This window comes from Halorussus caseinilyticus (genome assembly GCF_029338395.1).
GTDB lineage: Archaea > Halobacteriota > Halobacteria > Halobacteriales > Haladaptataceae > Halorussus > Halorussus caseinilyticus.
Genome location: NZ_CP119810.1, coordinates 186,575 through 199,155 on the forward strand (window position 1 = coordinate 186,575; position 12,581 = coordinate 199,155).

Annotated in this window: 10 protein-coding genes; 6 read left to right on the forward strand and 4 right to left on the reverse strand. The window is 66.5% G+C overall.

The genetic code is table 11. The features are described 5' to 3' along the window. The first annotated feature begins 154 nt into the window (after nt 1-154). The 3 genes from P2T60_RS18480 to P2T60_RS18490 all read left to right on the forward strand — a co-directional run bounded on the left by P2T60_RS18480 (nt 155) and on the right by P2T60_RS18490 (nt 2,872). Nucleotides 155-1,783, forward strand: a complete 1,629-nt coding sequence (locus P2T60_RS18480; protein ID WP_276282589.1) for a uracil-xanthine permease family protein — start codon at nt 155-157, stop codon at nt 1,781-1,783. Between the two features lie 112 nt (nt 1,784-1,895). After that, nucleotides 1,896-2,018 (forward strand): DUF7836 family putative zinc-binding protein, encoded by a 123-nt coding sequence (locus tag P2T60_RS18485; protein ID WP_276282590.1) that lies wholly within the window; start codon nt 1,896-1,898, stop codon nt 2,016-2,018. Between the two features lie 107 nt (nt 2,019-2,125). Then, on the forward strand, nt 2,126-2,872 hold the full coding sequence (locus P2T60_RS18490) for a ribonuclease H-like domain-containing protein (protein WP_276282591.1): 747 nt from the start codon (nt 2,126-2,128) through the stop codon (nt 2,870-2,872). 50 nt (nt 2,873-2,922) lie between these two features. Here P2T60_RS18490 and P2T60_RS18495 read toward each other — a convergent pair whose 3' ends face one another. Both P2T60_RS18495 and P2T60_RS18500 read right to left on the reverse strand, forming a co-directional pair. Further along, nucleotides 2,923-7,140, reverse strand: a complete 4,218-nt coding sequence (locus P2T60_RS18495) for an Eco57I restriction-modification methylase domain-containing protein (protein WP_276282592.1) — start codon at nt 7,138-7,140, stop codon at nt 2,923-2,925. A 171-nt stretch (nt 7,141-7,311) separates the two neighbouring features. Then, nucleotides 7,312-7,503 carry a hypothetical protein gene (locus P2T60_RS18500; RefSeq protein ID WP_276282593.1) on the reverse strand — a complete coding sequence of 64 codons (192 nt, stop codon included), beginning with the start codon at nt 7,501-7,503 and terminating at the stop codon, nt 7,312-7,314. Between the two features lie 102 nt (nt 7,504-7,605). Between P2T60_RS18500 and P2T60_RS18505 the strand changes: the two genes are divergently transcribed. Beyond that, nucleotides 7,606-9,066: an arylsulfotransferase family protein gene (locus P2T60_RS18505; RefSeq protein ID WP_276282594.1), complete on the forward strand. Its 1,461-nt coding sequence runs from the start codon at nt 7,606-7,608 to the stop codon at nt 9,064-9,066. Nucleotides 9,067-9,141: 75 nt separating this feature from the next. Here P2T60_RS18505 and P2T60_RS18510 read toward each other — a convergent pair whose 3' ends face one another. Both P2T60_RS18510 and P2T60_RS18515 read right to left on the reverse strand, forming a co-directional pair. Further along, the gene (locus tag P2T60_RS18510; RefSeq protein ID WP_276282595.1) at nt 9,142-9,270 is read right to left on the reverse strand and encodes a hypothetical protein; all 129 of its coding nucleotides are present in this window, start codon (nt 9,268-9,270) and stop codon (nt 9,142-9,144) included. A gap of 95 nt (nt 9,271-9,365) precedes the next feature. After that, nucleotides 9,366-10,076: a DICT sensory domain-containing protein gene (locus P2T60_RS18515; RefSeq protein ID WP_276282596.1), complete on the reverse strand. Its 711-nt coding sequence runs from the start codon at nt 10,074-10,076 to the stop codon at nt 9,366-9,368. Nucleotides 10,077-10,190: 114 nt separating this feature from the next. On the opposite strand from P2T60_RS18515, the gene hemH reads away from it, so the two are divergent. Together hemH and hemG are read left to right on the forward strand one after the other, a co-directional pair. Then, nucleotides 10,191-11,255: a ferrochelatase gene (gene hemH / locus P2T60_RS18520; RefSeq protein ID WP_276282597.1), complete on the forward strand. Its 1,065-nt coding sequence runs from the start codon at nt 10,191-10,193 to the stop codon at nt 11,253-11,255. Then, the gene (gene hemG / locus P2T60_RS18525) at nt 11,252-12,553 is read left to right on the forward strand and encodes a protoporphyrinogen oxidase (protein WP_276282598.1); all 1,302 of its coding nucleotides are present in this window, start codon (nt 11,252-11,254) and stop codon (nt 12,551-12,553) included. Before hemH ends, hemG begins: the two co-directional genes overlap by 4 nt. Nucleotides 12,554-12,581 lie beyond the last annotated feature (28 nt).

Below are 12,581 nucleotides of genomic sequence, written 5' to 3' on the forward strand. Positions count from 1 at the left end.
AACCCCGAATTCGTTCGGTTCCACGCCTCAGAAGCGAAAAAATTACCGGTATGCTTATGCCAATCGTTTATGCAATGGTAGCTATGCCACTCGTGAGTACCGCTATCAGGTCACGGAGGTCACACGACCCGGCGGAGCGTTCGGGTGAGACGCCATGAGCGAGGAGGGCGACGACTTCGAGGAAGTCGAGAAGGACTTCTCGCCCGAGGGTCCGGGCGTCGAACCCGAGACCGAAGCCTCGGTGGACATCGAGTACGGCATCGAGGACAAGCCGCCGCTCGGCGAGTCCATCCTGTTGGGATTCCAGCACTATCTGACGATGATTGGCGCGACAGTGGCGATTCCGCTCGCCCTCGCCGGAGCGATGGGGATGCCCGGCGGGACCACCGCCCGACTCATCGGCACTTTCTTCGTCGTCTCCGGCATCGGGACGCTGGCCCAGACCACTATCGGGAACCGCTACCCCATCGTGCAGGGGGGCACCTTCTCGATGCTCGCGCCCGCCCTCGCCATCGTCGGCGTCCTCGCGTCGAACGGCGCTGGCTGGAACCTGATGATACGCGAACTCATGGGCGCGGTCATCGTCGCGGGTCTCGTGGAGGTACTCATCGGCTACTTCGGAATCATGGGGTGGCTCAAGCGCCACATGGGTCCGGTGGTCATCGCGCCCGTCATCGCGCTCATCGGTCTCGCGTTGTTCAACGTCCCCCAGATTCAGAACCCCAACTTCGGCGCGCCCGGCACCGGACAGAACTGGTGGTTGCTCGGGTTGACGATGGCGCTCATCGTCGCGTTCTCGCAGTATCTCGACCGCTATCACCGGTCGTTCCGACTGTTCCCGGTTCTGCTCGGCATCGCGTCGGCGTGGATTATCGCCGCCGTACTCTCGGTGACGGGCGTCTTCGCCGAGGGGTCGGTGAGCTACGTCGCGCTGGGGTCGGTGACGCAGGCACCCCTGTTCCAACCTATCTATCCCTTCCAGTGGGGGATGCCCCTGTTCACGCCCGGATTCGTCGTCGGCATGGTCGCCGGGATGCTGGCCTCGGCAATCGAGAGCTTCGGCGACTACCACTCGGTCGCTCGTATGGCCGGACGCGGCGCGCCCAACGCCCGGCGCATCAACCACGGCATCGGGATGGAGGGGCTTGGCAACACCTTCGCGGGCATCATGGGAACCGGCAACGGTTCGACCTCCTACACCGAGAACGTCGGCGCTATCGGCATCACGGGAGTCGCCTCCCGCTACGTCGTCCAAATCGGTGCCGCCGTGATGATAGTCGTGGGCTACCTCGGTCCGGTCGGGCAACTGTTCGCCACCATCCCAGCCCCCATCATCGGCGGTCTCTACATCGTGATGTTCGGCCAAATCACGGCGGTCGGTCTCTCGCAGTTGAAGTACGTGGACTTGGACAGCAACCGCAACGTCTTCATCGTCGGGTTCTCGCTGTTCGCGGGTCTCGCGGTTCCGGGCTTCATGTCGAACGTCGGCGCGGGGATGGACGCCTCCGCGTCGGCGGCGTTCCAGCAGGGCATGGCCGCGGTGCCGATTCTCGGCCCGGTTCTCGGGTCCGACGTGGTGGCGACGACCATCTTCGTCATCGGCGGCACGGGCATGGCAGTCGGGGGCATCCTCGCGTTCTTCCTCGACAACACCATCCCCGGCACCCGAGAGGAACGCGGCCTGACGGCGTGGGACGAACTCACCGAGGACGACAGCGACTTCGAGTCGTTCTGGGACCGGCGTTCGTCCGACTCGGAGGAACCGGCACAGCGCGCGGACTGACCGCCCGACGCGGTTTTCCGACCGGTAGCGAACGTCCGGGGTCCCGTGACCGAGGCGAAAACGCTCGCAACGTCACCCCAATCTTTTCCCTCCGCCGTCGAAAACCCCGTCTATGGGGAGCGACACGTACCTCTGCCCCGAGTGTGGTTGGACCGGTAGCCAGTCGAAACTCGACCGGAGCGGCGACGACTACTCGTGTCCGCTCTGTGACGCGAGCATCCGCGTCGAGGCGTAGCCTCGGCGCTCTCGATTTCCGGACGGCGACCCGCGCGGCCGAAGTGTCATCGGCCGCCGTCCCCGAATCACATACACTAAGACTCTCCCCGCGAATCCAACCCAGTAATGAAACTCCAGAACTCCTTCATCGCCGCGAGCGGGGTGGGCGAGAAGACCGAGCGCGAACTCTGGAAGCAGGGGGTCACACACTGGGACGACTTCGAAGAGGACCTGCTCGGCCCGAAGACCGGCCGAAACGTCCGGAAGTTCATCGACGCCGCCCGCGAACGCCTCGACGCCGGAGACGCCGCTTTCTTCGGCGAGAACCTGCCGAGCGGGAGCCTCTGGCGGGCCTACGACAACTTCGCCGAGAGCGTCTGCTTCTTCGACATCGAGACCACCGGTCTCGACAGCGCGCGCCACGACGTGACCACGGTCAGTCTCCACCGCGGGGGCGACACCCGGACCTACGTGCAGGGCGAGGACCTCACGGCCGAAACGCTCCGCGAGGAGTTCGCCGAGTCGAGCATGCTGGTCTCGTTCAACGGCAAGCGCTTCGACCAACCCTTCCTCGAAGATAGTTTCGACCTCGACGTATCGACGCCGCACCTCGATTTGATGTACACCTGCAAGCAGGTGGGTCTCTCGGGCGGTCTCAAATCGGTCGAGCGACAGGTCGGCATCGACCGCGACGAGGACGACGTGGACGGCCGCGAGGCGGTCCGACTCTGGCACCGCTACGACCGCGAGGAGGACGACGCCGCGCTACGGCGACTCGTGACCTACAACCGCGAGGACGCCGAGAACTTGCGGACTCTGCTCGAACACGTCCACGGCACTCTGCGGGCCGACGTGTTCGAGCAGTACCTCTGAGACCGCTGTGTAGGTTACACGCTTGCCGAGGTAGTTCCCCGCCTTCCCGCTCACTCCCCGCCGTCTCCCGCCCGTTCGACCACCGCAATCTCGTCGTCGTCCAGTCCGTAGAGTCGGTAGACGATTCGGTCGATTGCTTCTTCCAGCGTAGCGACCGTATTATTAAGATTCTTCGCCCGTGCGCGAACCTCACGGTAGCGTGCAACCTCGTCGCTGACCGTCTCGGGGTCCGGCAGGGAAAGCGCCCGCAGGCGGTCAAGCGGGGTGTTCGTCTTGGTCGCGTACGCTCGGAACCCGGCGAACCCGCCGCCGCGTTCGACTGCGGCCGGGACGAAGGCTTCGAGTAGCGTGCGCTCGGTCTCACCGAGATTCCGGAACCGGAGCGCGGGAATCGGGTCGGTCTCGACGTACCCCCACCGGTCGGTCTCGGCGTCGTCGCGTTCGGCGTCGTCGGGTTTGTAGCGCGCCGTTGTCGAGACGACGAGCGCATCGCCGTCGCCGTCCCGACGGACCTCCACGTCGCCGATTTTGAGCCCCTCGCGGTCGGCGCTCGCGTCGGCCAGCACCGAGTCTTCGACGCCCGACGCCGCGACTCCGATTTCGCCCAGCGTCGGTCCGGACTCCGCTTCGGCCCGCTTCGCGGCGTCTCCGAGGTGGTCCAACACGTCGAGGTTCAGTTCTGCTCGCTCCTCGCGGAGGGTCCGGACGCGTTCGGTCAGGGTCGCCACGGCCGACTCGGGGTCGGCGGGCACGTCTTCGACCCCCGCTTTCGCGGCGATGTCGGCGACTTCGCCGTCTTCGACCGGCGCGCTGTCGGGGTCTGGCACGGGCATCCGCTCGGTGAACATCGGCTTGAATCGGAGGTAGTCGCCGTTGACGTGGGTGCCGCCGTACACCTGCCGGAAGTAGGTCGCCACGAACGCCGAGTTGAACACCCCGAGCAGGTACCGGAGCGACCGGTCGGACTCCTCGCGGAGTCGGACGCTGTAGAGGGTGTTGAGCGCGTAGTAGTCCGCGTCGTCGTACACCGCGACCGGCCGGTCGCTGATGTCCCGGACCAGCAGTTTCTCGCCCTCGAAGCAGTCGGGTCGCCGGAGGTCGGCGTAGTCGCCCGTCGAGCGCTCGACCAGCGAGTCGTCGTAGCGAATCCACGTCCCGTCCCAGTCGAGGCGGTACCTATCGACGGACTTCCCGTCTACGACTCTTCGGTACGGAGAGTCGCCGCCCCCGGAAACGTCGGGGTCGTCGGTCAGCAGTTTCTCGCGGACGTTGCCGGTGTGGACGCCCTCGGTCAGGGTAACGTGGTCGCCGAGTCGGTCGCAGTTCGCCAGCACGTCGGCCGCAACGTCGGCGAAGTCGGGGTCCAAGTCGAGGGGGACGACCCGGCCGCCGAGTCGGTCCACGAACGACCGGGTGACGGCCGTCGTCCGGGAAGCAGTCAGCGCGCGTTCGTCGTCGGGCGTGCGGACCCGAATCTCGGCGTCGTCCGGCGACGACACGTCGTCGCCGGACGACGCTTCCCCGAAGGTGACGACCACCGGATAGATGTCGGCGTCGGGGAACACGTCGAGGTTCGAGGCGTCAAGCACCTCGCAGTGACCCCGGTCGTCGAGCAACAGGTCCCGGAGCGGTCGGCCGTACTCGGTCGTCGTCCACTTGTTCGGGACGACCAGCGAGACCCGGCGGCCGAGGTCGGCCGCGAGTTCCACGAACGGGACGTATAGGTCGTACGAACCCTGTGCCGTCCGGTACTCCTCGGAGTAGAACTCCTTGCGGTCGTCGGGGAGGTTCCGACTCCGGACGTAGGGCGGGTTGCCGACCACGGCGTCGAACCCCGCGTCGGTCTCGGTCTTCGGCGACCCCTCTTCGTCGTAGAACACCTCCGGGAAGGCGAGTTTCCAGTGGAAGAAATCGCGGGACTCGGCCACCTGCTGGGCGTCCTCGAACCACGTCTGGTCGGCAAACCTCTCCCACGCCCCGGCGTCGTCCAAGGCCCCACCCATCCGCTCGTAGGCATCGGAGGGAACGTCGAGACCGAACCGCTCGGCGGCGTGTACGTTCGCCATCCGCGTGAGTCGGCGTCGGAGGTCGTCGCGCCGGATTTCGGCGTACTTGCGCTCCATCTGCTTCACGTCCGAGAGCGTCTCGTTCTCCAAGGCCGCGAACTCCCGGTAGGCGTCCATCAGGTCGCCGATTGCGTTGGCGCGGGTCGCACCGAACTCGGCCAGCGTCGCGTTCGGGCCGGTGTCGCGGGCCAACGCCTCGACTTCGGCCACGTCGGTCCCGGCCAGCGAGTCGCCGCGCTTGAGGTGGTGGTCGAGGAACGCGAGCGGTTGCTCGGCCGCCAGCGTCCGAAGCCACAGCGACACCTTCGCCAGTTCGACCGCCATCCCGTTCTCGTCCACGCCGTAGATGCACTGCTGGGCGACCTGCCTGCGCGCCCAGTGGATGTCGCGGGCGTCGTCGGGTGAGACGGTCGTCCCGCCGGACAAGTCGGACCCGGCGGTCGGACGCTCGCCGTCCCCGGCAACGGGGTCGGTCCCGACCTGCCGTGCCTCCACGACGGCCCGAGCGAGGTACTCGACGGTCTTGACGAGGAAGTGGCCGCTCCCCATCGCGGGGTCCAGCACCGAGAGGTCGAACACGCGTTCGGCGAACGCCTCGGCGTAGTCGGGGTCCGCGGGGTCGAGGTCCGCCCGAATCTCGTCAAGTAGAGGTTCGAGAGTGCGCTCGACCACGTACTCCACGACGAACTCGGGGGTGTAGTACGACCCCGTTGTCTTTCGCTTGCCGGTCTCGGTCGTGAGGTAGGCGTCACCGGGTTCGGCCCGCGCGACGGTCTCTTCGGGGTCGGCGTCGTCGGCGGCGACCCACTCCTGTTCGCCGTCCGCGCGCACCGCGGCCAGCGGCCGGTCGGCGATTTCGAGTTCGTACTCCAGCAGTCCCTCGTAGATGCTCCCGAGGTGGCGCACGTCTAACGACGAGTAGTCCACGAACACCCGGCCCTCGCCCTCGCGGGCCGACTCCCGGCGAGTGAGCAGTTCGACCACCCGCGCGAGGTAGGTGTCGCCGACGGCGTGGGAATCGAGGAACGCGGCGGTGTCGTCCGGGTCGGCGTCGTCGGGATTCGTCTCGAACAGGCCGCCGTTGTACGCCGGGACGTGGAGGTCGTCTTCGGGGATTCCCTGCGCCTCGCTTCCCCGGTCCACGAGCGCGAACAACTCGTCTAGTCGGTCCCAGAGCGCGGTCTGCCACGGCCGATAGATGGTGTCGTTCCTGTCCAACTCCTCGGCGACCCGTCGCTTGAGCGTGTTCAGACTGAACCGCTTGCGATACACCTCGTTGTCGGTGTCCAGCAGGTTCCGTCCGTCGCTCTCGGCGTACAGCACGAAGATGAGCCTGTAGAGGTAGGTCAGCGACGCCTCGTAGACGGTATCGAGGTCGTCGGGTCCGATGTCGTCGTCGCTCTCGACGAACCCCTGTGCGAGCAACGAGAGCGCCTCGTAGACGTTCTCGCGGAGGTCCTCGCTCAACTCCTCGGCGAAGACGTTGCTCTTGCGGTGGACTCGCTCTACGAACGGCCGGTCGGTCCCGAGGTGACTCGCGGGCATCGCCTCGGCGCTCGCCGTGCCGCCGAGGAACGCCTCCCGGCGGAAAAATAGGTAGAAGTACTTGAACTCCTCCCAGTCGCCGGTCGCCAGCAGTTTCGGCAGGTCGATTTCGTAGTAGGAGTCGAGGCGGTGGCTGGTCGGCCCGTGGTAGAGTCGCCACTTCCGGCCGTTGGTCAGGATGCCCCGGTCGAGACCCGTCGCGTCGAGGTAGACGTGAATCTGATAGCTCGGGTTGGTGAACTCGCGGTCGGTCCCGCCGTCGAGCGACTGGTCCCACCGCTCGGTGTCGGCGACTGCCAGCGCGTTCGCGTGGAACGACCGGCCGTCGCGCCGTCGCTCGACGGCGTTCTCGCGGGCGCGTTCGCTCCCGAACAGCGCGTAGTCGGGCCGAAGTCGCTCGCCGCGAATGGGTTCCCCGACTGCGGTCGTCAGTCCGAGTGTCTCGAACACGGGGTCGAGGAGGTTCTCGCGGAGTCGTCGCTCGTCGTACTCGGCCGCGCGGTCGGACTCGCGTCGGTAACAGTCCCGAATCTCCTCGTAGGCCGCCCGCACTTCCGCCTCGTCCGCGGCGTGCCAGTCGTCGGTCTCCGGAAGATGCTCGTCGAGATAGTAGTTCGAAAAGAGGTCCCGGTTTCGCCGATAATTCAGCGCCTGCATACGTTTGTAACCCTTGTGTCGGAAATTATCCTAGCTCTGAGCCATCTAACAAAAATAGTTTGTCATTTATGCCGACGGAGCTACGCCGCCGGACTCAAAGAGGGCTCTGGCTAGACGGATAGGCTCCCACTAGAACCTTAATTACGGGTTTCTTGGCCATGTTCTCATTTCTTATAGAATCTTTTCCATTTCCTTTATATATAGAAATATTGCTCTACCTTCGAAGGCGTCGGCGACTCCGGCGTGGAATTCGCCGAGCGATTCGTGGCCCGACGACGGGTTCTCCGGCGACTTCGCCACCGGCCGCGCCGCGTAGCAACCGGCCGAGATTATCAACTCGATACCACTCTCGTCGCCGGTCACGCGAAACCATCGCCGCGAGACCGGAGTCGGCGGTCACGGACTCGTCAGTCGCGTACCAGATTTGCAATAAAGACTAAATACGTATTCGTTGCTAAACCGGTAGTGCCTACGAAACGCCGCCTCCGTGTAGCGCTCGCCGTCCTACTCGCGGTCACGGCGCTGACCGTCGGGTCCGGGTACGCGATAAACTCGGCCGACGGAACCGTCGAGGACCACCTCGACGGGAGCGGACCCGCCAATCCCGCCGCGCAGGTCGTCCCGCCGAGCGACGACATCACCGTCGTCGCCACCGACTCGAACTCGTGGCTCGGCGACCGGGGAGAGGGACCGCGCGCGAGGGCCGAACTCGTCGCGTTCGCGCCGAACGGGTCGATACTCTACTACGACGACTCGCACACCCGCTACTGGGACGTAGACCCCGTGCCGGGGACCGAAGCCACCGTCGAGTACGGCTACTCCGACCACCTCACCGCCTCGGAGTGCCCCGACGACTGGAACGCCTCCGAGTTCGGCGTGGACCGCCAGCGTTGGAACGAGTACTACGAGGCCCAGAGCGACGTGAACGCCTGCACGCTGAACGGGTACGAGCGAGTCAACCTCACGACCGGCGAGGTCACGCCCGTCTGGTCCCAGACCACGCCCGGCAAACCCGAGACCCGGTATCACGACGTTGACCGCATCAACGACACCCACCTGTTGGTCGCCGACATCTACCTCGACCGGGTGTTCGTGGTGAACGCCGAAACCGGCGACATCGGGTGGCGGTGGAACGCCGCCGACGCCTTCTCGCCCGCCGACTCGGGCGGTCCCTACCCCGAGGACTGGACGCACCTCAACGACGTGGAACTCCTGCCCGACGGCCGGGTCATGGCGAGTCTCCGGAACCACGACCGGGTGGTCTTCCTGAACCGTAGCGGCGGTCTCGTCGAGGACTGGACCCTCGGCTCGGAAGACGAGTACGACACGCTCTACGAACAGCACAACCCCGACTACGTGCCCGCCGACTCGGGCGGTCCCGCCGTCGTCGTCGGCGACTCGGAGAACAACCGCGTCGTGGAGTACCAGCGAGAGAACGGCGAGTGGGTCAAGTCGTGGACGTGGCGCGACGCCCGGATGCAGTGGCCCCGCGACGCCGACCGACTGCCGAACGGCCACACCCTGATTACCGACTCGAACGGCAACCGCGTCTTCGAGGTGAACGAACGGGGCGAGACCGTCTGGAGCGCGGACCTCGCGTTCCCCTACGAGTCCGAACGCCTCGGCACGGGCGACGAGAGTTCGGGGGGCCAGAGCGCCGAGCGAGCGAGTCTCGACGCCCGGACCCCGCCGATAGACGAGCAGTTCTGGATATTCCTGAAGGGTCTCGTGCCGGGCAAGTACCTCAACGGCCTGATGTACGTCACGCCGACGTGGATGGGCTTTCCCGAACTGTTCGCGTCGGCGCTGTTCGCGCTGGTGGCCGTCGTCTGGCTCGCGGTCGAGTCGTTCTGGGTCGTCGCGCCGCGAGTCCGGTCCTCGCGCGCGCGGTCGGAGCTAGACGACCGGCAAGTCGAGGACGACTGACCGCCGACTGGTCTCGACCCCGTGCCGGTCCTCGCTCGCGCGGCGCGAGAGCGCGCTCTCGCCGCGCGACCGTTCTCACGCTTCCTCGTCGTCGGGAAGTCGCGACACTCGGACGGTGGGTAGCGACCCGAACAGGCGGTCGATTCCGTCGTCCCGGTGCTGGTCGGCGGTCCGGTCTCCGGCGTCTCGGTTTTCGGAGGTCACGCGAGAGTACAGGGACCGCGACCCCTTGAAACCCGATTCCAAGCCGTACGTGGCCCCGAGAAGTCCTTCGTACCGCTCCGGAGGGCTACCGAGAGCTACGAGTAGGCCGACCGCAGGTGGCCCAACACGTCCCCGACTAGCGCCTCGTCGTAGGTCCAGAACCCCGAGAACTCGTTCGGTTCGCGCTCCTCGGCGACCAGCGCGCAGTCCCGGTCGTCGGGCGCGTCGAGGACCACGAACCACGAGTCCCGAATCTCGTCGGTGTCGTCGTCGTGGACCGTCAACCACTCGGGGGTCGGCGGTTCCCAGTCGGGGACGCCGTAGGCGTGAACATCGACGCCTCGGTCGGCGATGCGACCGTAGAGGTCCCACTGTTCACGGAACAGCGACAGGAACTGAAACCCGGCGTGGAGTTCGCCGCCGCCCGCGCGCCACGCCCGCTCTTCGATTTCCCGCGAGGCGAGAATCATCCGGCGCTTGCCGTAGGCCGTGAAGGTGGCGTCGCTGACGTGTTTCAACACGTCGGGCGTCGTGGTCTCGGCCAAGTCGGTCGCGTCTACCAATCCCGTCTCGAACGAGACGGCCCGGCGGAGTTCGGCGAGTTCGCTGGCGGCGAGAAACTCGTCGCCGTCGTGGAGGACCGCGAAGTCGTCGGGTCCCTCGGGTGCGGTCGCTTCTCTCACTTCGACGTTCTGTACCTCGAAGTGGCGCTCGACCGACGAGACCGCGGTCTCGTCGGTCGGGTCGTACACCGTAAGGGTTCGCTCGCTCCCCTTCAGGTCGGCGATGATGGACGAAATCGTCATTTGCTGGTCTACGTCACACCTACGTCCGATAATATTAAAAGTGACACGTTCGGCCGCGAACGAAGTCGGATTTCAAGCGACAGCTATTACATTGCACTGTCCTAAGGGCCGACTATGACCACAGGAGTCGTCTTGCTCAACTTCGGTGAGCCGTCGGAACCGACGCGCGAGAACGTCGTCCCGTACCTCGAACGCATCTTCCTGAACAACGCCTCGCTGGAGGAGGCCGACACCGAAGAGGAGGCCCGCGAGCGCGCCCGCCAACTCGCCGAGCGCCGCGCGCCCGGTCTCATCGAGGAGTACGAGGAAATCGGTGGCTCCCCACTCGACCCGCAGGCGAAGGCCCAGTCCGACGCGCTCGCCGACGAACTCGACGCGCGGGGCTACGACGCGGAGACGTACCTCGGGATGCAGTTCACCGAACCGTTCATCGCCGACGCCGTGGAGGCCGCCTACGACGACGGCGTGGACCAACTCGTCGCGCTCCCCATCTACCCCCTCTGCGGTGCCTCCACGACCATCGCGGCAAACGAGGAACTCCAGAGCGCGGCCGACGACCTCGACTGGGACGTGCCGGTCGCAGAAATCACCGGCTGGCACCGCCACCCGCTGTACAACCAGATTCGCGCCGAGAACGTCCGTCGGTTCGCGGAGGCCCACGACGTTGACCTGACCGACGACGACACCGAACTCGTCTACTCGGCCCACGGCACCCCGCGCCACTATCTGGACGAGGGAAGCAGGTACGACCAGTACGTAGAGGAGTTCTGCGACGTGATTGCCCGGAAACTCGGCGTCGAGTCGTACACGCTGGGCTACCAGAACCACGAGAACCGCGACATCCCGTGGACCGAACCCGACGTGGAGGACGCCATCGAACGAATCGGCGAGACCGGTGACGCCGAGCGAGTCGTGGTCGAACCCGTCAGCTTCATGCACGAACAGAGCGAGACGCTCTCGGAACTCGACGACGAACTCCGCGAGGAGGCCGAGGAACTCGGACTCGACTTCTACCGGGTCCCGGTGCCCCACGACGACGACCGATTCCGGACCGTCCTCGGGGACCTCGTTGAACCGTTCGTCGGCGACTTCGACCCCGGCTACTACCAGTTCCGCCGGTGTCAGTGCGCCGACTCGCCCGACGCGATGTGCCTGAACGCGCCCGTCGAACGCACATGAACTCGAAGGTGGGAATCGTCGGCGGGGGAATTACGGGTCTCACGCTCGCCCACTACCTCGCGGACCGCGGCGTGGCGTTCACGCTGTTCGAGGCCGCCCCGGACCCCGGCGGCGTCGTCCGGAGCGAGCGCGTCGATGGCCACCTGCTGGAGTGGGGACCCCAGCGAGTCCGGCGCACCGACCGCATCGACGGTCTGATTCGGGACCTCGGCTTGGAGTCGGAGGTCCGGACCGCCGACCCCGACCTCCCCATCTGCGTCTACGCCGACGGCGAGGTCCGGCCAGCGCCCTTCTCCGTCGATGAGTTCGGCGAGACCGACCTGCTGTCCGCGGAGGCCAAGCGCACGGTCCTCGCCGAACCCTCTACCGATCCCGCGGACCCCGACGAGACGGCCGCGGAGATGTTCACTCGCAAGTTCGGCGAGGAGACCTACCGGAACCTGCTCGGTCCCCTCTTCGGCGGCATCTACGGCTCTGACCCCGCGGAGATGCCGGTCGGCCACGCGCTCTCCGGTCTCCTGAAGTTAGAACAGCGCGACGGAAGCCTCCTGAAGGCCGCCATCAAGCGCGCGGAGGGCGGCCGGGATACCCCGCCCGCCATCTCGTTCGACGGCGGACTCCAGCGACTCCCCGAGGCCCTCGCCGAGGCCCACGCCGACTCGATTCGACTGGAGACGCCCGTGACGAGGGTCTCCGAGGCTGAAGGCGACGACGGGGGCTACGAAGTGGAGACCCCCGAGGGGACGGCCGAGTTCGAGCAGGTAGTGCTGACCACGCCCGCGGACCTGACGGCCGACCTCGTGGCGGGCCTCGCGCCCGACTCGGCCGACGCGCTCCGCGAACTGAACTACAATCCGCTCGCGATGGTCTACCTCCGGACCGACCTCTCGGCGGGCGACGTGGACCCCGCGCTCGGCTATCAGGTCGGGTTCGACGCCGACCTCCGGACGCTCGGCGTCTCGTGGAACGCGAGCATGTTCGACCGCGATGTCGTCACGGCGTTCCTCGGCGGGATGCACGACCCCGAGGTGCTGGACGAGAGTGAAGACCGGATGGGCGAAATCGCCGCGACGGAGTTCGAGCAGGTGACGGGCGCGCCCGCGGAAGTCGTCGCCGTGAACGTCCTCGGCCGGGGCTTCCCGGCCTACGACGCCTCGTGGGAGGCGCTGGAACGGGTGGACCTCCCGAAGGGTCTCCGACTGGCGACGAACTACACCGCCCGGATGGGCGTCCCGAGTCGGATTCGGGAGGCCGAGGCGCTGGCCGACGAGTTGGCGACCTCCCGAGACGAGGAGTGAAGTCGCTCGACTTCGGGGGCCTTCGTGG

Coding starts and splice junctions, on each gene's coding strand:
- P2T60_RS18490 (WP_276282591.1), top strand. CDS start 2,126: ATGAAACTCCAGAACTCCTTCATCGCCGCGAGCGGGGTGGGCGAGAAG.
- P2T60_RS18515 (WP_276282596.1), bottom strand. CDS start 10,076: ATGACGATTTCGTCCATCATCGCCGACCTGAAGGGGAGCGAGCGAACC.
- P2T60_RS18495 (WP_276282592.1), bottom strand. CDS start 7,140: ATGCAGGCGCTGAATTATCGGCGAAACCGGGACCTCTTTTCGAACTAC.
- P2T60_RS18485 (WP_276282590.1), top strand. CDS start 1,896: ATGGGGAGCGACACGTACCTCTGCCCCGAGTGTGGTTGGACCGGTAGC.
- hemH (WP_276282597.1), top strand. CDS start 10,191: ATGACCACAGGAGTCGTCTTGCTCAACTTCGGTGAGCCGTCGGAACCG.
- P2T60_RS18480 (WP_276282589.1), top strand. CDS start 155: ATGAGCGAGGAGGGCGACGACTTCGAGGAAGTCGAGAAGGACTTCTCG.
- hemG (WP_276282598.1), top strand. CDS start 11,252: ATGAACTCGAAGGTGGGAATCGTCGGCGGGGGAATTACGGGTCTCACG.